General features: G+C 73.5%; 19 protein-coding genes. 11 read left to right on the top strand and 8 right to left on the bottom strand.

The annotated features are described in order from the left end of the window. The first annotated feature begins 36 nt into the window (after nucleotides 1-36). The 4 genes from ACFVU9_RS09025 to ACFVU9_RS09010 all read left to right on the top strand — a co-directional run bounded on the left by ACFVU9_RS09025 (nucleotide 37) and on the right by ACFVU9_RS09010 (nucleotide 3,986). Nucleotides 37-231, top strand: a complete 195-nt coding sequence (locus ACFVU9_RS09025; protein WP_359964912.1) for a DUF3046 domain-containing protein — start codon at nucleotides 37-39, stop codon at nucleotides 229-231. A 186-nt stretch (nucleotides 232-417) separates the two neighbouring features. Continuing rightward, entirely contained in the window at nucleotides 418-1,560 is a 1,143-nt protein-coding gene (locus tag ACFVU9_RS09020; RefSeq protein ID WP_387591450.1) for an AI-2E family transporter, read from the top strand. A gap of 259 nt (nucleotides 1,561-1,819) precedes the next feature. Continuing rightward, nucleotides 1,820-2,938 (top strand): recombinase RecA, encoded by a 1,119-nt coding sequence (gene recA / locus ACFVU9_RS09015; protein WP_380498310.1) that lies wholly within the window; start codon nucleotides 1,820-1,822, stop codon nucleotides 2,936-2,938. Nucleotides 2,939-2,945: 7 nt separating this feature from the next. Next, nucleotides 2,946-3,986, top strand: coding sequence for a RecX family transcriptional regulator (locus ACFVU9_RS09010; protein WP_387591420.1), 1,041 nt, complete (start codon nucleotides 2,946-2,948; stop codon nucleotides 3,984-3,986). Nucleotides 3,987-4,177: 191 nt separating this feature from the next. Here the strand turns inward: ACFVU9_RS09010 and ACFVU9_RS09005 are convergent, their stop codons facing one another. The 6 genes from ACFVU9_RS09005 to ACFVU9_RS08980 all read right to left on the bottom strand — a co-directional run bounded on the left by ACFVU9_RS09005 (nucleotide 4,178) and on the right by ACFVU9_RS08980 (nucleotide 9,575). Next, on the bottom strand, nucleotides 4,178-4,360 hold the full coding sequence (locus ACFVU9_RS09005) for a hypothetical protein (protein WP_387591418.1): 183 nt from the start codon (nucleotides 4,358-4,360) through the stop codon (nucleotides 4,178-4,180). Next, entirely contained in the window at nucleotides 4,357-6,096 is a 1,740-nt protein-coding gene (locus ACFVU9_RS09000; RefSeq protein ID WP_387591415.1) for an FAD-dependent monooxygenase, read from the bottom strand. Before ACFVU9_RS09000 ends, ACFVU9_RS09005 begins: the two co-directional genes overlap by 4 nt. Before the next feature lie 140 nt (nucleotides 6,097-6,236). After that, the gene (locus ACFVU9_RS08995; protein ID WP_380445396.1) at nucleotides 6,237-7,088 is read right to left on the bottom strand and encodes an amino acid ABC transporter permease; all 852 of its coding nucleotides are present in this window, start codon (nucleotides 7,086-7,088) and stop codon (nucleotides 6,237-6,239) included. After that, complete coding sequence (locus tag ACFVU9_RS08990; RefSeq protein WP_380445397.1) at nucleotides 7,085-7,735, bottom strand: amino acid ABC transporter permease; 651 nt, start codon at nucleotides 7,733-7,735, stop codon at nucleotides 7,085-7,087. The genes ACFVU9_RS08995 and ACFVU9_RS08990 overlap by 4 nt, the downstream gene beginning before the upstream one ends. A gap of 45 nt (nucleotides 7,736-7,780) precedes the next feature. Beyond that, complete coding sequence (locus ACFVU9_RS08985; RefSeq protein WP_380498307.1) at nucleotides 7,781-8,680, bottom strand: glutamate ABC transporter substrate-binding protein; 900 nt, start codon at nucleotides 8,678-8,680, stop codon at nucleotides 7,781-7,783. Nucleotides 8,681-8,801: 121 nt separating this feature from the next. Continuing rightward, nucleotides 8,802-9,575 carry an amino acid ABC transporter ATP-binding protein gene (locus ACFVU9_RS08980; protein ID WP_387591411.1) on the bottom strand — a complete coding sequence of 258 codons (774 nt, stop codon included), beginning with the start codon at nucleotides 9,573-9,575 and terminating at the stop codon, nucleotides 8,802-8,804. A 404-nt stretch (nucleotides 9,576-9,979) separates the two neighbouring features. Between ACFVU9_RS08980 and ACFVU9_RS08975 the strand changes: the two genes are divergently transcribed. Then, on the top strand, nucleotides 9,980-10,732 hold the full coding sequence (locus ACFVU9_RS08975; protein ID WP_380445400.1) for a response regulator transcription factor: 753 nt from the start codon (nucleotides 9,980-9,982) through the stop codon (nucleotides 10,730-10,732). A 6-nt stretch (nucleotides 10,733-10,738) separates the two neighbouring features. Next, nucleotides 10,739-12,166, top strand: coding sequence for a sensor histidine kinase (locus ACFVU9_RS08970; RefSeq protein WP_380445401.1), 1,428 nt, complete (start codon nucleotides 10,739-10,741; stop codon nucleotides 12,164-12,166). A 31-nt stretch (nucleotides 12,167-12,197) separates the two neighbouring features. Here the strand turns inward: ACFVU9_RS08970 and ACFVU9_RS08965 are convergent, their stop codons facing one another. Continuing rightward, nucleotides 12,198-13,217, bottom strand: a complete 1,020-nt coding sequence (locus tag ACFVU9_RS08965) for a TAXI family TRAP transporter solute-binding subunit (RefSeq protein WP_380445402.1) — start codon at nucleotides 13,215-13,217, stop codon at nucleotides 12,198-12,200. A gap of 94 nt (nucleotides 13,218-13,311) precedes the next feature. Between ACFVU9_RS08965 and miaB the strand changes: the two genes are divergently transcribed. Together miaB and ACFVU9_RS08955 are read left to right on the top strand one after the other, a co-directional pair. Then, nucleotides 13,312-14,847, top strand: coding sequence for a tRNA (N6-isopentenyl adenosine(37)-C2)-methylthiotransferase MiaB (miaB, locus tag ACFVU9_RS08960; RefSeq protein WP_387591407.1), 1,536 nt, complete (start codon nucleotides 13,312-13,314; stop codon nucleotides 14,845-14,847). A gap of 148 nt (nucleotides 14,848-14,995) precedes the next feature. Further along, nucleotides 14,996-15,694 (top strand): hypothetical protein, encoded by a 699-nt coding sequence (locus ACFVU9_RS08955; protein WP_329924765.1) that lies wholly within the window; start codon nucleotides 14,996-14,998, stop codon nucleotides 15,692-15,694. A gap of 18 nt (nucleotides 15,695-15,712) precedes the next feature. Here the strand turns inward: ACFVU9_RS08955 and ACFVU9_RS08950 are convergent, their stop codons facing one another. Beyond that, nucleotides 15,713-15,973 (bottom strand): antitoxin, encoded by a 261-nt coding sequence (locus tag ACFVU9_RS08950; protein WP_380448751.1) that lies wholly within the window; start codon nucleotides 15,971-15,973, stop codon nucleotides 15,713-15,715. Nucleotides 15,974-16,140: 167 nt separating this feature from the next. Between ACFVU9_RS08950 and miaA the strand changes: the two genes are divergently transcribed. The 3 genes from miaA (at nucleotide 16,141) to dapF (ending at nucleotide 18,805) form a co-directional block, all read left to right on the top strand. Then, nucleotides 16,141-17,091, top strand: a complete 951-nt coding sequence (miaA, locus tag ACFVU9_RS08945) for a tRNA (adenosine(37)-N6)-dimethylallyltransferase MiaA (RefSeq protein WP_387591402.1) — start codon at nucleotides 16,141-16,143, stop codon at nucleotides 17,089-17,091. A 226-nt stretch (nucleotides 17,092-17,317) separates the two neighbouring features. Further along, nucleotides 17,318-17,827 (top strand): hypothetical protein, encoded by a 510-nt coding sequence (locus ACFVU9_RS08940; protein WP_359964880.1) that lies wholly within the window; start codon nucleotides 17,318-17,320, stop codon nucleotides 17,825-17,827. Nucleotides 17,828-17,896: 69 nt separating this feature from the next. Further along, a complete protein-coding gene (gene dapF / locus ACFVU9_RS08935; RefSeq protein WP_387591399.1) occupies nucleotides 17,897-18,805 on the top strand; it encodes a diaminopimelate epimerase in 909 nt (302 codons plus the stop codon). Nucleotides 18,806-18,878 lie beyond the last annotated feature (73 nt).

The following is an 18,878-nucleotide window of genomic DNA, read 5'->3' as shown; positions in this document are numbered from 1 at the left end:
GGGGGCTCCGGCGGCCGGTCCGGGATACTGGACGGCATGAGGCTGACGGAGTTCTGGCGACGGATGTACGAGCACTTCGGGGAGACGTACGCGGAGTCCTTCGCCTCCGACCACGTGATGAGCGAGCTCGGCGGCCGGACGGTCCGGCAGGCGCTGGACGCGGGCTGGGAGGCCAAGGACGTCTGGCGGGCGGTCTGCGAGACCCAGGGGGTCTCCGCGCTGCTCCGCTGAGCGGCTCCGCCGTCCCCCGGACGACGGCCGGATGTCGCCGAACCGGCCTCCGCCGCCGGGCCGATGGGACAGACTGTCCCGGTGACAAGTGACACAGAACACCAGAATTCGGACAGGTCGGCCGAGGTGCCGGCCGAGACGTCGGCCAAGGCGGCGGACGGGGGCGGCGGGCTCTGGGGCGGCGGGATGCCGCGCTGGCTGCCCAGGGCGATGGTGCTCGCGTTCGTCCTGCTCGGCCTGTTCCAGCTCGCGGACTGGGCGTTCCGCCAGCTCATCGACCTCTTCGTGATGCTCCTGGTGGCCTTCTTCCTGTCGCTCGCGCTGGAGCCGGCCGTCGACCGGATGGCCGCCCGCGGGGTGCGTCGGGGCGTCGGGACGTTCCTGGTGTTCGTCGCGGTCGCGGTCGCCGTCCTCGGGTTCCTGGCGGCGCTCGGCACGCTGCTGGTGGACCAGGTCGCGAAGATCGCGGGGGACCTGCCGCACCTGGTCGACAACCTGATCGCGTGGTTCAACGGGACGTTCCACCAGGACGTCTCGCTGGGCGAGTTGCAGAAGAAGCTGCTCAAGGACTCCGGCACGATCGAGGGTTACGCCCAGCAGGCCGCCGACAACGTCTGGGGCCTGTCCTCCACCGTGATCGGCGGCCTCTTCCAGGCCTTCACGGTCGGACTGTTCACCTTCTACTTCACCGCCGAGGGCCCGAGGGTCCGGCGGACGGTCTGCTCGCTGCTGCCGCCCGCCAAGCAGGGCGAGGTGCTGCGGGCCTGGGAGATCGCGCTCGCCAAGACCGGTGGGTACCTGTACTCGCGCGCGCTGCTCGCGGTGGTGTCGGCCGCTGGGCACTGGGTGATGTTCGCGCTGCTGGACCTGCCGTACGCGGCCGCGCTGGCGATCTGGGTCGGCGTCATGTCGCAGTTCGTGCCGACCATCGGGACGTACCTCGCGGGCGCGCTGCCGGTGCTGGTGGCGCTCACCGTGGAACCGGTGGACGCGCTGTGGGTGCTGGTGTTCACGGTGGTGTACCAGCAGGTCGAGAACTACCTGCTGCACCCGAGGATCACCGCGAGGACGGTGGACGTGCACCCGGCGGTGGCGTTCGGGGCGGTGATCGCGGGCGCGGCGTTGCTGGGGGCGGTCGGCGCGCTGATCGCCATCCCGGCGGCGGCCACGCTGCAGGGCTTCGTCGGGACGTACGTGCGGCGCTACGAGGTGGCGACCGACCCGCGGATCGACCGCGGCGAGCAGCGGCGGGCCCGGCGCGAGCTGCGCCGGGAGGCGGCGCGCCGGCTGCGGCGGATGGTCGGCGGCGGGTCGGACGAGGCGGGCTGAGCCGGACCGGCCCGCCCGGAGCCCCGTGGAATCGAACGGAATCGAACAGGGCTGAATCCGTTCCGGTTGCACCGGGAGGGGCGGGCGGGGTTCGGTGCGCGCCCCCGGTGGCGTGCGACGCTTGAATCGAACAGATGTTCTTTGTACTCTCCGGCGAGGAGTTTTCCACAGGCGGAGCCCGGTCGGGCTCGTTTGTCAGTGGGACGCGCTAGCGTCGAGGACGATGAAGCGCACAGCACAGAACCCGAAGGAAAAGGCCATGGCAGGTACGGACCGCGAGAAGGCCCTAGAGACCGCACTCGCCCAGATCGAGCGACAGTTCGGCAAGGGCTCGGTGATGCGCCTCGGCGAGAAGGCCAACGAGCCGATCGACGTGATCTCCACCGGGTCCACCGCCCTGGACGTCGCCCTCGGGGTCGGTGGCATCCCCCGGGGCCGGGTGGTCGAGATCTACGGCCCCGAGTCCTCCGGAAAGACCACCCTGACGCTGCACCTGGCGGCCAACGCCCAGCGGGCCGGCGGCACGGTCGCGTTCGTCGACGCGGAGCACGCGCTCGACCCGGATTACGCCAAGAAGCTCGGCGTGGACACCGACGCCCTGCTGGTCAGCCAGCCGGACACCGGTGAGCAGGCTCTGGAGATCACCGACATGCTGATCCGCTCCGGCGCGATCGACCTGGTGATCATCGACTCGGTCGCCGCGCTCGTCCCGCGCGCCGAGATCGAGGGCGAGATGGGCGACTCGCACGTCGGTCTGCAGGCCCGTCTGATGAGCCAGGCGCTGCGCAAGATCGCCGGTGCGCTGAACCAGTCGAACACCACCGCCGTGTTCATCAACCAGCTCCGCGAGAAGATCGGCGTCATGTTCGGCTCGCCGGAGACCACGACCGGTGGCCGCGCGCTGAAGTTCTACGCCTCCGTCCGCCTCGACATCCGCCGGATCGAGACCCTGAAGGACGGCACCGAGGCGGTGGGCAACCGCACCCGCGTCAAGGTGGTCAAGAACAAGGTCGCCGCGCCGTTCAAGCAGGCCGAGTTCGACATCCTCTACGGCGTCGGCATCAGCCGCGAGGGCGGCCTGATCGACATGGGCGTCGAGCACGGCTTCATCCGCAAGTCGGGCGCCTGGTACACCTACGAGGGCGACCAGCTCGGCCAGGGCAAGGAGAACGCCCGCAACTTCCTGCGGGACAACCCGCAGCTCGCCGACGAGATCGAGCGGAAGATCAAGGGCAAGCTCGGCATCGGCCCGAAGGTCGAGGAGCCCGCCGAGGGCGCGGCCGACACCGCCGCCGCGGACGGCGCCGCCAAGCCGATCACCGCGACCGCCGCCAAGACGGCCGCGGCGAAGAAGACGGCGGCGGCCGCCAAGGCCTGAGCCGTTGATGCAGCACGACGAGGTGGGCGTCGCCGGCCCGGCGTCGCCGGACGACGACCACGGGCCGCCGGACTGGTTCGCCGCCGTGGCGGAGGAGCCGGGTCCGGAGCCGTCGGCGACCGGCCCGGTCCGGCCGCAGCGCCGTCGGGAGCCGCGTTCGGCGGCGCGAGGGGCATCCGGCGCGGAGCCGGAGTTCGACCGGGCGCCGGTCCGGGCGGTGCGCGGCGCGGCGCCCGGACCGGGTCCGGCGGAGGGGCTGTCCGACGGGCTCGGGCTGGTCTCCGCCTCCGAGCTGCCCACCGGCCGTCGGCGCCGTCGCTCGGCGCTGGCCGAGGACGCCGACGGGTACGGGGAGCACGCGGACCGCGCGGAACCGGCGGACTACCGGGAGGCGGCCGGTCACGGGGGTGCGGCCGCCTCCGCCCCGCGCGGGCGGACGAGCGCACGGTCGGGTGGCCGGGCGGGTGGCCGGTCGGCTGGGCGCCGACGCACGGAACCGGACGCCGAGCCGGACGGCGAGCAGGCCCGGCCGCGCGAGCCGAAGCGGGCCCGGGCCGAGGAGCACGCCGATCCCGAGAGCCGCGCCCGCGACATCTGCCTGCGGCTGCTCACCGGCACCGCCAAGAGCCGCAAGCAGCTCGCCGACGCCCTGCGCAAGCGGGAGATCCCGGAGGACGTCGCCGACCAGGTGCTCACCCGGCTCGAAGAGGTCGGGCTGATCGACGACGCGGCCTTCGCCGCGGCGTGGGTGGAGTCCCGGCACGCCGTCCGGGGCCTGTCGCGGCGGGCGCTCGCCCAGGAGCTGCGGACCAAGGGCGTGGCCGCCGACCTGGTCGAGCAGGCCGTGGCCCAGCTCGACTATGACGACGAGACGGAGGCCGCCCGGGCCCTCGTCGACCGCAAGCTCCGCAGCACCCGCGGGCTGGAGCCGCAGGCCCGGATGCGGCGGCTGGTCGGCGTGCTGGCCCGGCGCGGCTACTCCGAGGGGCTGGCCTTCCGAGTGGTGCGCGCGGCCATCGAGGAAGAGGACGCGGAAGCCGACGACTGAGCTGCCTCGGGGGCCCGGCGCACCGCATCGAACCGGAGGACGCGCACCGGGCGTGGTGACCGAGGGGAGCGGGTGCCGGTGCAGCCGCGAGGAGATCGAGCAGGGCTGCGTGCGGGCCGGCGAGGACGTGCTGTCGGCCGTCCGGGGCGGCGGGAGCACCCCGAACTCGTGCGCACCCCGGGGGCGTTGCGCTACCGGGTCTCGTAGCGGCGGAACGTGCAGGCCGGGCGCGAGGTGCGCGTCATGGTGCGGCCGGAGGCGGTGGACGACCTCGGGGCCGGGCTGATCGCCCGGGAGGTCGCCCGGCGGGTGTCCGAGGAGCTGACCCACCCGGGGCGGATCCGGGTGACGGTGGTCCGGGAGAGCGGGGTCACCGAGGTGGCACGGCAGAGGGGTCGAGCCGCTCGGGGACGGCCTCCGGGGCCGGCTCGGGTTCGGGCTCGGCCGCGCCGGTGAGCGGTGCCGGGCCGCCCCGGGCCCGGTCGGCGAGCGCCAGCAGGTCCTCGGCGGCGGCGCCCTGGGTGACGCCGACGAGGTGCCCGTCCGGCCGGATCAGCAGCACGGTGTGCGGGCCGGCGTCCGGGTACTCCTCGGCGACGAGCACCTCGGCCGGGACGGGCAGGGCGTTCGCGACCTCGGCGAGCCGGGGCATCAGCCCGGCGCCCAGCCAGTGCTCGGCGGACCAGACGGCGGTGCCGGGGGCCACGAGCAGCAGCAGGAAGGTCGAGCCGAGCCGGGCGTGGAGGTGGTCGGGGCTGCCGTCGGCGGAGAGCACCGGGAGGTCGGGCACGAGCACGCCGGGGGCGGTGGCGGGCAGCAGCTCGCTGAGCGAGGTGGTGGTGCGCGCGCCGCGCTGGACCGGCACCCGGCCGGGGACGCCCGAGGGCGCCGCCGGGTAGGCGGGCGCGCCGCCGAAGCGGCCGGTGCCGAGCTGGCCGTCGGCGAGCAGCGGCGCGTGCTTGCGGAAGCCGCCGACGAGCAGCGAGCGCCGGGTCTGCTGCCAGCCGCGCAGCGGGCGCAGCAGCGGCATGGACTGGTCGACGGCGCGCAGCCGGGCGCCGACGGCGCCGCGGCGCTCGGCCTCGTAGCCGTCCAGGAGGGAGCCGCCGGGCTGGGGGCCGCCGGAGTGGAGGTGCCAGGCGAGGGCGAGCCGCCAGGCGAGGTTGTCGGCGTCGCGCAGCCCGTCGGCGAGGTTCTGCATGCCGAGGGCGCCGTGCAGGTGGGCGGCGTCGCCGGCGAGGAAGCAGCGGCCGCTGCGGAAGCGGGCGGCGAGGCGCTGCTGGGCGGTGTGGTCGGCGGCGGCGAGCAGCTCGAAGCGGGGGAGTTCGCCGCACCAGCCGGTGAGGCTCGCGGTGACGCGGTTGAGCAGGGTGTCGCCGGTGACGACGCCGGGCCAGGTGGCGTGCGGGTCGACCTGCTCGGTGGGGGCCGGGCGGCCGGGCGGCAGGCGCCAGTCGAGCCGCCAGACGCCGTCCGGCAGGGGGCGGGCGGAGGCCTCGCGGTCGCCGCGCCACGGCGGCTCGCGGTGCAGCCGGGCGCCGTCGAAGGGCAGGTCGACCCGGACGGTGGCGATGGCGTTGCGGTCGACGGCCGGGCGGCCGGGGAAGCGGATCTTCAGGAGCTTGCGGATCGTGGAGCGCGCGCCGTCGCAGCCGACCAGGTGGCTGCCGCGCCACCAGGTGCTGGAGCCGTCCTGGGTGCCGTGGGTGCGGACGCTGACGCCGTCGCGGTCCTGGACGAGCTCGGTGACGCGGCTGAGCGGGACGAGTCTGACCAGCGGGGTGCCGGTGAGGGCGTCGCGCAGGCCGCGCTGGAGGCGGTGCTGCGGCAGGTGGAAGGCGGGCGAGTCGGTGAGGTCGATCCGCAGCACCTCCTGGCGGCGCCGCCAGATGGCGAAGGAGTCCCAGAGGGCGGAGTCGGAGACGGCCCGGGGGTAGCCGATCCGGGTGAGGAAGGCGGTGGAGTCGGCCCCGAGGACGACGCTGCGCGGGCCCTCGGGGCAGAGCCCGGAGCCCTCGTCCAGGACGACGGTCGGCACCTCGTGCCGGGCGAGCGCGAGGGCCAGGGCCAGACCGACCGGTCCGGCCCCGACCACGATCACCGGGTCCATGCCGGGCCCTCCGGGCGGGGGTGGACCGTTCGGGCCCGGAAGGCCGGGCATGGGCAGGCCGTCAGGCTGGCGTCATATGCCGCGTGGAAGCTCCCGGGAGGTGTCACGAAGAGCAATGCAACAGTTCACCTGCGTGTCCGTCAAGCAGCAGCCGAAGTGCGCCGGTTCGCGCCGCGACGGCCGCGTGCTTCGATCCACCGGGCGAGCGCGGTGAGCAACAGGCACATCGCGACGTAGATCGGACCGATCACCAGGACCACCGGGATGTAGGGGAAGCCCGCGGCGTTCATCGGCTGGCTCGCGATCGCCTTACCGACGAACAGCAGCTCGTGGTAGGTGATGACGAAGCCGAGCGAGGTGTCCTTCAGGGTGACGACCAGCTGGCCGATCATCGTCGGCAGCATCGAGCGGACCGCCTGCGGCACCAGGATGCCGGCCATCACCTGGGTCTTGCGCATCCCGAGGGCGTACGCCGCCTCGGACTGGCCCCGGGGGACGGCGTTGACGCCGCTGCGGATGATCTCGGCCTGGACCGCGCCGTTGTAGAGGGTGAGGCCGAGCACCAGCGCCCACATCGGGTCCTTGGCGAAGAACGCGTAGTAGAGCGCGACGATGAGGATCAGCAGCGGCATCGCCCGGAAGAACTGGACGATCGCGGTGCACACCCAGCGCACCGGCTTGTGGTCGGACAGCCGCCCGGCGGCGAGCAGCGAGCCGAGGGTGAGCGAGAACAGCGCCGCCAGGCCGAAGGCCTCCAGGGTGGAGAGCAGGCCGTCCAGGATCCGCTGCTGGATGGTGTTGTACTGGAAGACGTCCCAGAGCCCGGCGTCGAACTGGCCGCTGTCGGACAGCGCCGTGACGGCGTACCAGAGCAGGCCGGCGATCGCGACGAACGCCAGCACGCCGAACAGCCGGTACCGCGTGCGGGCCTTCGGACCGGGGGCGTCGTACAGGACGCTGGCGGTCGAGCCGCGGGTGAAGGGGCTGTTCATCGGGCCACCGCCAGTCGGGACTCCAGGATGCGGAACAGGGTGGCGATCACGGCGCTGATCACCAGGTAGGCGCAGGCCACCCAGAAGAAGATCGAGAAGATCGAGTAGCCGCGCTCGGAGAAGGTCTGCTGCGCGCTGTACAGCTCGCCGACGCTGAACGCGCCGGCGATCGCCGAGTTCCTCGGCAGGGCGATGAACACGCTGCTCATCGGGGCCAGCACGGTCCGGGCGGCCTGCGGCAGGACGACCAGGGTGAGCGTCTGGCCGAAGGTCATGCCGAGGCTGCGGGCGGCCTCGGCCTGGCCGAGCGGCACGGTGTTGATGCCCGAGCGCAGCACCTCGCAGACGAACGAGGCGGTGTACCCGCCGAGCGCCAGCGTCGCGAAGGTGAGGTGCTCGAAGTGCACGTCGAGCGCGGGCAGTCCGAACTCGACGGCGAAGAACAGCAGGGTCAGCGGGGTGTTGCGGAAGATCGTCACCCAGCCGGTGCCGAAGGCGCGCAGCACCGGGACCGGGGAGACCCGGAAGGCCGCCAGCAGGGTGCCCAGCAGCAGGGCGAGCAGCGCGCTGAGGGCGCTCAGCTCGATCGTCTGCAGGAAGCCGTCGCGGAACAGCGTGAAGTTGCCGTCCTCGAACAGGAAACCCATCCGGCGGCCCTCCTCTCAGGAGCGGTAAGGAATCGGGCGGGTGGATCAGTAGCGCTCGAGGGCCGGCGGGGTGGGCGCCGCGGAGCCGGAGAGGCCGAGGGTCGCGTCGTACGCCTTCTTCCAGTCGCCGTTGTCCTGGTGCGCCTTGATGGAGTCGTTGATGGCGTTGCGCAGGGCCGCGTCGTCCTTGTTGAGGCCGACGCCGTACTTCTCCTGGGTGAACGGCTGGCCGACCACCTTGAGCTTGGGGCTGTACTTGGAGGCGTAGCCCTTGAGGATCGCGTCGTCGGTGGTGACGGCGTCGACCTCGCCGGACAGCAGCTTCTCGACGCAGGCCGAGTAGGTGTCGAACTGCGTGATCTTCGGGTTGTACTGCTGGATGTTCTTGATGGACGTCGAGCCGGTGGCGGTGCAGACGTTCTTGCCCGTGACCGCGTCCTTGCCGGTGATGTCCTTGTTGTCGGCCTTCACCAGCAGGTCCTGGCCGGCGATGTAGTACGGGCCGGCGAAGGAGACCGACTTCTTGCGCTCGTCGTTGATGCTGTAGGTGCCGACGTAGAAGTCGATCTGGCCCTTGGCGATGGCGGGCTCGCGCTGCGAGGAGACCAGCGTCTGCCACTTGATCTGCTGCGGGGTGAAGCCGAGGTCGGCGGCGACCATCTTGGCGATCTCGATGTCGAAGCCGCTGCGGTCGCCGCTGGCGACGTCCTCCCAGCCGAGGAACGGCTGGTCGGCCTTGGCGCCGATGATCAGCTGGCCGCGCTTGTGGGCCTCGGCGAGCACCGCCGAGTCGATCTTGACGTCGGTCTTGACCGTGTAGGTCGGCAGCGCGGGGGCGCCGCTGGGGGTGGCGGCGGCGTCGGGCGAGCCGTCCTTGCCGCACGCGGCGGTGGCGGTGAGCGCGACGGCACAGAGCGCGACGGCGAGGGTGCGACGAGTCCTCATGAGGGTTGTTCTCCTGGGGGCTGGGCCACGGGGTCAACCGGGCTCTGGCGTCTGGAAGTTGTGCGCAGGGGCGGGCCGGCCGGCGCCGTTGGCGGGCCGGCCTTCCGGGGGAGGCGGAGCGTCAGTGGTGCAGGATCTTGGAGAGGAAGTCCTTGGCGCGCTCGGAGCGCGGTGCGGTGAAGAAGGCGTCCGGCGTGTTCTGCTCGACGATCTTTCCGTCGGCCATGAACAGCACCCGGTTCGCGGCGGAGCGGGCGAAGCCCATCTCGTGGGTGACCACGACCATCGTCATGCCGTCGGCGGCCAGCTGGCGCATGACCTCCAGCACCTCGTTGACCATCTCCGGGTCGAGGGCCGAGGTGGGCTCGTCGAAGAGCATCACCTTCGGCTTCATGGCCAGCGCGCGGGCGATCGCCACGCGCTGCTGCTGGCCGCCGGACAGCTGGGCCGGGTACTTGTCCGCCTGCGCGCCGACGCCGACGCGCTCCAGCAGCTCCCGGGCCGTCTTCTCGGCCTGCGGGCGCGCCACCTTGCGCACCTTGACCTGGCCCATGACCACGTTCTCCAGCACGGTCTTGTGGGCGAACAGGTTGAAGCTCTGGAACACCATGCCGACCTCGGCGCGCAGCCGGGCCAGCTCCTTGCCCTCGGCGGGCAGCGGGCGGCCGTCGATGGTGATGGTGCCGGAGTCGATGGTCTCCAGCCGGTTGATCGTCCGGCAGAGCGTGGACTTGCCCGATCCGGAGGGCCCGATCAGCACCACGACCTCGCCCTGGGTGATCCGCAGGTCGATGCCCTGGAGCACGTGGAGGGCGCCGTAGTGCTTGTTCACGCCGTCCAGCACGACCAGCGGAGCGGCTGCGGACTTCGAGTCCATGATCGGATTCCCGGTCATCGCGCCTGCTCTCTCGTTCGGCCCGCGCGAAGTCTGAACTCCCTTGGGCTGCAATGGTGGTACGAAATCCGGGGGCCGCAGCCGGCGGAGCCGCAGCCCCCGGTGGGCCGACCATAGGAGCCGTGACGATGCCTCGTCAGCCGATCTGAGCGGAACTTGAGCATCACGAAACGGCCACACGGCGCTCGCAAGCTGTTCGTCCGGCCGCGATCGGGGCACGGTTGACGTGGACGGCGCCCGCGCGGTGCGTCCCGCGGGGCCCCACCGCGCGGCCGAACCTGGCGTCCGGCGGCCCGCTGGCCCATACTGCGCAGGACCGGGACCGACCGAGCGGCCCCGGTGATCACCGCCCGGGGGAGTCCCCGGGGCCCCTGGAGACGTCGGGGAACGGGGAAGGAGGAGACATGCGACTACTGCTCGTCGAGGACGACGAACGCGTGGCCGCCGCGCTGGTCGCGGTGCTGGGACGGCACGGGTTCCAGGTCCGGCACGCCCGCAGCGGGCACGAGGCCCTGGACGCGCTGGTGCCGGACGGCAACGAGCCGTACCGGGTGGTGCTGCTCGACCTCGGGCTGCCCGACCGCGACGGCTTCGAGGTGTGCAGCCGGATCCGGGCCGGCAGCGGCGTCCCGGTCATCATGGTCACCGCCCGGGCCGACATCCGCTCCCGGATCCACGGCCTCAACCTCGGCGCCGACGACTACGTCACCAAGCCGTACGACATGGGCGAACTGCTCGCCCGCATCCACGCCGTCGCCCGCCGCGGCGCCGCGCCCTCCGCCGCCTCGCCGGCCGCGCCCGACGCCGTCCCGCAGCAGCGCGGTCCGCTGGAGTCCCGCGGCATACGGATCGACCGGGAGCGCCGCCGGGTCAGCGTGGACGGCCGCGACGTGCCGCTCACCCGCAAGGAGTTCGACCTGCTCGCGCTGCTCGCCCAGAGCCCCGGCGTGGTCTACCGCCGCGAGCAGATCTTCAGCGAGGTGTGGCGCAGCGGCTGGGAGGGCAACGGCCGCACGCTGGAGGTCCACATCGGCTCGCTGCGCAACAAGCTCGCGCTGCCCGGCCTGGTCGAGGCCGTGCGCGGCGTCGGCTACCGGCTGATCCCCGAGTGCCCGGCGGCCGCCCCGGACGCGCCCCCGGCCGGCGCGGAGCACTGACCGTACGTGCGCAATCGCCTGCTCGGCATCCTGCTCGCCCTGATGGTCTGCGTCCTGGCCGCCCTCGGGCTGCCGCTCGCGGCGGCGGTCGCGGCGGCCCAGCAGACCAAGGTGGTCGTCGACCGGCTCGACGACGCCGCCCGCTTCGCCCAGGACCTGCCCACCTCCGGCACCTCGGACGCGGCGCGCAAGGGCGACCCGGGGCCCGCCCCCGGCGACCTCAGCCGGCGCAACGCGATCGACGCCGAGGTCGCCCGCTACTACGACCTGTACGGCGTGCGCCTCGGCATCTTCCAGCGCGACGGCGTCCCGATCGCCGCCGCGCCGAAGAACTGGACGGTGCCCTCCGGCGGCTCCGGCGCCCAGGCCTTCCAGGAGGCGCTGGACGGGCGGCGCAGCCACAACCCGCCCCAGGTCTGGCCGTGGACCGGTGACCGCACGGTCATCGTCGCGGCCCCGGTGGTGCGCGACGGCGACGTCGTCGCCGTGGTGCTCAGCGAGTCGCCGACCGGGGCGCTGCGCACCCGGATCCTGCACAGCTGGCTGGTGATCGGGGCCGGCGAGGCCGCCGCGATGATCGTCGCCGTGCTGCTCGCCGTCCGGCTCACCGAGTGGGTGCTGCGCCCGGTGCGCACCCTGGACCGGGCCACCCACGACATCGCCACCGGCCGGATGAACGCCCGGGTCGCCCCCGGCGGCGGCCCGCCCGAACTGCAGCGGCTGGCGCACTCGTTCAACGAGATGGCCGACCACGTCGTGCTCGCCCTGGACCAGCAGAAGGCCTTCGTCGCGGACGCCTCCCACCAGCTGCGCAACCCGCTGGCCGCGCTGCTGCTGCGGGTCGAGGTGCTCGGCCTGGAACTGCCCGAGGGGCACGAGGAGGAGCTGGGCGTCGTCCGCGAGGAGGGCGCCCGGCTGGCCCGGGTGCTGGACGACCTGCTCGGCCTCGCCACCGCCGAGCACGCCCGCCCCGAACCCGAGCCGACCGACCTCGCCGCGCTCACCCTCGCCCGGGTCGACGCCTGGCGGACGGTGGCCGTGCAGCGCGGCATCGAGCTGCGCTGGGACGGCCCGGCGCTCGCGCTCGGCATGGCCGACCCGATCGGCTTCGGCTCGGCGCTGGACGCGGTCCTGGACAACGCGCTCAAGTTCTCCCCGGAGGGCAGCCGGGTGCGGCTGCGGGTCGCGGTGCGGCGCGACGAGGTCGCGGTGACGGTCAGCGACGCCGGGCCGGGCCTCACCGAGGAGGAGGTCTCCCGGGCGGGCGACCGGTTCTGGCGCAGCCCGCGGCACCAGAACGTGGACGGCTCCGGGCTCGGCCTGTCGATCGCCCGCACCCTGCTGCTGGCGGGCGGCGGTTCGCTCGGCTTCGCCCCGGTCAAGCCGACCGGGCTCGCGGTGACCCTGGCCGTGCCCCGCCCGGGGAAGCAGTAGTCGGGGAAGCAGTGGTCGCGGACGCGCCAGGTCAGGGCTTGACCGAGCGGTAGTAGCGCATCGCGCCCTCGTGGAGGGGGAGCGGGTCGGTGTACACGGCGGTGCGCAGGTCGACCAGCTGGGCGGCGTGGACCTGGGCGCCGATCTGGTCGCGGCTGTCGATCACCGCCTCGGTCATGCCCTGGACCAGGCCGGGGTCGACGTCGTCCCGGGTGATCAGCAGGTTGGGCACCGCCACGGTGGCGACGGCGTCCTGCGGCTCGGCGTTCGGGTAGGTGCCCTTGGGCATGGTGGCCGCCCGGTAGGCGTCGGTGCCGCCGCCCTCGGCCTTGTGGAGCTGCTCGGACAGGTCGGCCAGCGGGACGATCCTGATCCGGACGTGGTCGGAGAGGTCGGTCAGCGCGCTGGTGGGCAGGCCGCCGGACCAGAAGAAGGCGTCCACCCTGCCCTCGCGCAGGTCGTCGGCGGCGTCGCCGACCCCGTCCGGCACGCCCTTGATGTCCCGGTCCGGGTCCAGGCCGGCGGCGGTCAGCAGCCGCCTGGTCACCAGGTTCACCCCGGACTGCGGCAGGCCCACGCCCACCCGCAGGCCCTTGAGGTCGGCGGTGCGCTGGACCGGCGAGGAGGCCGGGACGATCAGCTGGAGGTAGTCGTCGTAGAGCCGGGCGATCGCCCGCAGCCGGTCCTTGCCGGGCCCCTGGTAGTCGGCGACGGCGTCGGCCGTCGCTATGGCGAACTGGTCCCGGCCGTCGGCCACCCGCTTCAGGTTCTCGACCGAGCCGTCGGTGTTGTCCAGCGCCAGCCGCACCCCGGGCATCGACTTGGCGACGTGCGCCTGCAGCAGCTGCCCGTACCGGTCGTAGACCCCGCGCTGCACGCCCGTCGCGAAGTGCGTCTCCCCGCGCGGGTAGCCGGGCGAGCGGCCCGCCGAGAGCCACCACCCGCCGAGTCCCGCCAGCAGCAGGGCCAGTACCAGGACCGTCCGCCACAGCGGGCTTCGGGCGGCCGCGCGGAGCACGGCGCCCGGACGTGAGGGAACGGTGGGGGTCATGCAGGGATAGTGCCAGGCGCCCCGGCAGAACGGGAGGGGCCGCGGGGCCGCCGTCCGTGAAAAAGCCCTTCACGCGTGCCCGTACCCTGGTCTGGTGAGCGGTGAGAGCGGATTGAAGAGCTACAAGGTCGTCACGCACGGCTGTCAGATGAACGTCCACGACTCCGAGCGCCTGTCCGGGCTGCTGGAGGAGGCGGGCTACGTCAAGGCCGGGCCCGAGGGCGACCCGGACCTGGTGGTGTTCAACACCTGCGCGGTGCGCGAGAACGCCGACAACAAGCTGTACGGCAACCTCGGGCAGCTCGCGCCGGCCAAGGGCCGCAACCAGGGCATGCAGATCGCCGTCGGCGGCTGCCTGGCGCAGAAGGACCGCGACACCATCGTCCAGCGCGCCCCCTGGGTCGACGTGGTGTTCGGCACCCACAACATCGGCCACCTGCCGGCGCTCCTGGAGCGGGCCGCGGTCGAGAAGAAGGCCCAGGTCGAGATCCTGGAGTCGCTGGAGACCTTCCCCTCCACGCTGCCCACCCGCCGCGAGTCCGCCTACGCCGCCTGGGTCTCGATCTCGGTCGGCTGCAACAACACCTGCACCTTCTGCATCGTGCCCGCGCTGCGCGGCAAGGAGGAGGACCGCCGCCCCGGCGACGTCCTCGCCGAGATCGAGGCGCTGGTGGACGAGGGCGTCATCGAGGTGACCCTGCTCGGCCAGAACGTCAACGCCTACGGCTCCGACCTGGGCGACCGCGAGGCCTTCTCCAAGCTGCTGCGCGCCGCCGGCCAGGTCGAGGGCCTGGAGCGGATCCGCTTCACCTCCCCGCACCCGCGCGACTTCACCGACGACGTCATCGCCGCGATGGCCGAGACGCCGAACGTGATGCACCAGCTGCACATGCCGCTGCAGTCCGGCTCGGACCGCGTCCTCAAGGCGATGCGCCGCTCCTACCGGCAGGACCGTTTCCTCGGGATCATCCGCAAGGTCCGCGAGGCCATGCCGGACGCGGCCATCTCCACCGACATCATCGTGGGCTTCCCCGGCGAGACCGAGGAGGACTTCGAGGAGACGATGCACGTCGTCCGCGAGGCGCGCTTCACCAACGCGTTCACCTTCCAGTACTCCAAGCGCCCCGGCACCCCGGCCGCGGAGATGACGGACCAGGTGCCGAAGGCCGTCGTGCAGGCCCGCTACGACCGGCTCATCGCGCTCCAGGAGGAGATCTCCTGGGACGAGAACAAGAAGCAGGTCGGCCGCACGCTGGAGATCCTGGTCGCCGAGGGCGAGGGCAAGAAGGACGGCAAGACCGACCGCCTCTCCGGACGCGCCCCCGACAACCGCCTCGTGCACTTCAACCCGAGGCTTCGAGGGTTGAACGACGAGCACAGCACGCGGCCCGCCGAGCCGGTGCGCCCGGGTGACGTGGTGACCGTCGAGATCACCTACGCCGCCCCGCACCACCTGCTGGCCGAGGGCCCGGCCCTCGCCGTGCGCCGCACCCGCGCGGGCGACGCGTGGGAGAAGCGCCAGGCCAAGCCCGCCGCCAAGCCGGCCGGCGTGATGCTCGGCCTGCCGAGCATCGGCGCCCCGGCGGCGCTGCCGCTCGCGGCCCCGGCGGGCGGCTGCTGCGGGGACTGACGCCCGCCCCGCCCGCCCCCGCGCAGGACGCTCCGGCGGCCCGGCAGGACCTTCGGGTCCCGCCGGGCCGCCGTGCTTCTCGGCTGGTGCCGTGGCCGGGCGTCGCAACACGGCGGACCTGTCCGGCCACGGCACTAGAGTGATCCACATGCTGGTAGCCGCCGCCGTGTGCCCCTGTCCGCCGCTGCTCGTCCCCGAGGTCGCCGCCGGGGCGGCGAGCGAACTGGACGCGCTGCGGGCCGCCTGCGACGAGGCACTGGCGGCGCTGGTCGCGGCCGGGCCCGAGCTGGTCGTGGTGGTCGGCGCCGGGCCCGGGGCCGAGGTGTGGACCGAGGGCGGGGCGGGCTCCTTCCAGCGCTACGGGGTGCCGCTGGTGGCCAAACTGCCGGGCGGCCGGGTCGAGGGGCCGGAGCTCGCGCCCTCGCTGACCGTCGGGGCGTGGCTGCTGGAGCGCGCCGGGGTGACCCTGCCGACGCACGCCTGCGCCGTGCCCGAGGACGCCCCCGCCGACCGCATGCTCGGGCTGGGCCAGGGCCTGGCCGGGCTGGCCGACCGCGTCGCCCTGCTGGTGCTCGGCGGCGGCAGCGCCTGCCGCACGGTGAAGGCGCCCGGCTACCTGGACGAACGCGCCGAGGGCTACGACGCGGCGCTGGCAGCCGCCCTGGGCTCGGCCGACCTCCCCGCCCTGGCCGCGCTGGACGCCGCCCTGGCCGCCGAACTGAAGGCCGACGGCCGGGCGCCCTGGCAGGTGCTGGCCGGCGCCGCCGAGGGCGCCGGCCTCACCGCGCGGCTCGGCTACCAGGACGCGCCGTACGGCGTCGGGTACTTCGTGGCGTCCTGGAGCTGATCACCGCCGCACCCGCGCTCAGGCGTGCGGCGCCCGGCCGTTGCCGCCGGTGCCCTCCTCGCCGGGCTCCGGCTTGTGGGCGAAGTCGTCGACCGCGCCCTTGGCCTTGCTGGCACCGTGCTCGATCTTGTCGCTGTACTTGCCCTTGGTCGCCTTGTCGATGGCGCCGCCGGCCTTGTCCACCATGCTGTCGATCTGGTCGTGGTGCTTGCCGGCGAGCTCGCTGGCGCGCTCCTTGAGCTCCTCGGCCTTGCCCTTGAGGTTGTCCATCAGGCCCATGGCGATCTCCTTCTCTCCCTGTTTCCTGCCCAACGTCCGGGAGGGGTAAAGCGTTCGCAAACCGGACCAGGGTCCGGAAACAGCCGGAAACAGTCATATCGTCGCGCAATCGGGGGCGGGAGGCAGCCCGGTGCCCGGTCCCGCGGCGGTTTTGCGAGACTGGAGCGGTGAGCAGCTCCCGCACCGTCCAGCCCCCCGTCGTGTCGATCGTCGGGGCGACCGCCGCCGGCAAGTCCGACCTCGCCGTGGCCGTCGCCCGCAGCCTCGGCGGCGAGATCATCAACACCGACTCGATGCAGCTCTACCGGGGCATGGACATCGGCACCGCCAAGCTCACGACGGACGAGCGGGGCGGGATCCCGCACCACCTGATGGACGTCTGGGACGTCACCGAGGCCGCCAGCGTCGCCGAGTACCAGCGGCTGGCCCGCGCCGAGATCGACCGGCTGCTCGCCGCCGGGCGGGCCGCGGTGCTGGTCGGCGGCTCCGGGCTGTACGTCCGGGCGGCGATCGACGAGATGGAGTTCCCCGGCACCGACCCGGCCGTCCGCGCCCGGCTGGAGGCGGAGCTCGCCGAGGCCGGCCCGTACGCGCTGCACCGGCGGCTGGCCGGGCTCGACCCGGCGGCGGCCGAGGCGATCCTGATGGGCAACGGGCGGCGGATCGTCCGCGCGCTGGAGGTCATCGAGATCACCGGGCAGCCGTTCACCGCCAACCTGCCGAGCAACACCGCCGTCTACGACGCCGTGCAGATCGGCGTCGCGGTGCCGCGCCCCGAGCTGGACGAGCGGATCGCCCTGCGCGTCGACCGGATGTGGGAGGCCGGGCTGCTCGACGAGGTGCGCGCGCTCGAACGGGTCGGGCTGCGGGAGGGCAGGACCGCCTCCCGGGCGCTCGGGTACCAGCAGGTGCTCGACCACTTCGCCGGCGAGTGCACCGAGGACGAGGCGAAGGCCGAAACCGTGCGGGCCACCAAGCGCTTCGCCCGCCGCCAGGAGTCCTGGTTCCGCCGGGACGACCGGATCCACTGGCTCTCCCGCCCGGCCGGCACCGACCCGGTCGAGCTGCTGGAACGTTCCCTTGAGCTGATCGGGCGTCAGCGCGCGTCGGCCGCGTAGGCGGGATCCGGCCACTTCGGCGGTGCAGCTGCGCGAGCACGTGGCCGTGCAGGACCAACCGGGGGTTACGGCCCGATCACGTGATGGCCACGGATCACCCGCCGACCCCGGAGAGGCCCGGAACGCACCTCTGGACATGCCATCATCGGTGTCATAAGGGTCGGCCCGGGCGGGCCGGCCGTACCGGCCGCGAGTCCGCTCGTGTCGAACTGTCAGGGGAGGCCGTGTGTCGACGGGTACCGGCCCCGAGTCCGGCCAGAGCGGGAGCGTCACCGCACCGGCCGACGAGTTCGACGAGTCGACGATGGGTGACCTCCCCGTGCTGACCGGCCTGGACGCGCCCACCTCCTACGCCGTCGCGCTGCCCACGCTGGACACCAGCGGCCCGGCCGGCGCGGTGCACGAGCGGGAGATCCGCCCGCGGCGCCGGCTGCGGTGGTGGCAGACGCTGCCGATCGCGCTGCTCGGCACCCTCGGCTCGCTGATGTTCAGCTTCCCGCTCGCCTTCGGCTCCGCCGGGGCGCGGGCGACCATGGTCGGGATGCTCGGCCTGCTGCTCACCGCCGCCTCGGTCGGCTGGGGCGCGATGGCCGCCCGGCACGCCGGGTACAAGTGGCCGGGCCTGCCGCGCCGGGGCTCCGGGAAGCGGGCCGGGTGGAAGGCGATCGTCGTCTACACCCTGATCGCGCTCGCCGCCTGCGCCCTCGCCGTCTGGCGGGTCGCCCACCTCCGCTAGGGCCGAGCACCAGCCCGACGGGCCGCCCGCCCCGACCGGCTTCCCGCCCTCCTCAGTACCATCGGGAGGGTGAGCGCATCCTCTTCGCAGCCGGCCGGCATCCCCTTCCTCAAGGGGCACGGCACCCAGAACGACTTCGTCATCGTCCCCGACCCCGACGGCCGGCTGGCGATCGGCCCGCAGGCCGTCGCGGCGCTGTGCGACCGGCGGGCGGGCATCGGCGGCGACGGCCTGCTGCGCGTGGTGCGCTCCGCCGCCGAACCGGCCGCCGCGGACCTCGCCGACCGGGCCGAGTGGTTCATGGACTACCGCAACTCCGACGGCAGCATCGCCGAGATGTGCGGCAACGGCCTGCGGGTCTTCGCCCGCTACCTGGTCGAGGCCGGCCACGCCGAGCCCGGCGAGATCTCCGTGGCCACCCGGGCCGGGGTACTGACCGCGCGGGTCGCCGAGGACGCCGAGGACGGCACGGCCGGCGAGGTCACCATCGACATGGGCCGCGCGAGGCTGCCCGGGCCGGACGGCATCGAGGTCGCCGTCGGCGAGCGGCGCTGGCCCGCGCTGAACGTCAACATGGGCAACCCGCACGCCGTCGCCTTCGTCGAGAGCCTCGACCACGCGGGCGACCTGCTGCGCCCGCCGCTCACCAGCCCCGAGGGCGCCTACCCCGAGGGCGTCAACGTCGAGTTCGTGGTGGACCGCGGGCCGCGGCACGTCGCCATGCGGGTGCACGAGCGCGGCTCCGGCGAGACGCTGTCCTGCGGCACCGGCGCGTGCGCCGTCGCGGTGGCCTCGATCCGGCGCGACGGCCTCGACCCGGCGGTCACCGGCGAGGCGGCGACCTACGCGGTGGACCTGCCCGGCGGGCGGCTGACGATCACCGAGCACCCCGACGGCCTGGTGCAGATGACCGGCGCCGCGGTGATCGTGGCGGCCGGCGAGATCGACCCCCGGTGGTGGGCGGCACTGACCGGCTGAGGGCCCGGTTTGCCCATTTCGTACGGTGACGAATCCCCCCGATCGAGTGATACCGGTCGCAGAGGGGAAGCGA

Source organism: Kitasatospora sp. NPDC057936, assembly GCF_042887525.1.
Lineage (GTDB): Bacteria > Actinomycetota > Actinomycetes > Streptomycetales > Streptomycetaceae > Kitasatospora.
The sequence above is the reverse complement of the archived record's forward strand: the minus strand, read 5'-3'. Positions and strand labels throughout refer to the sequence as shown.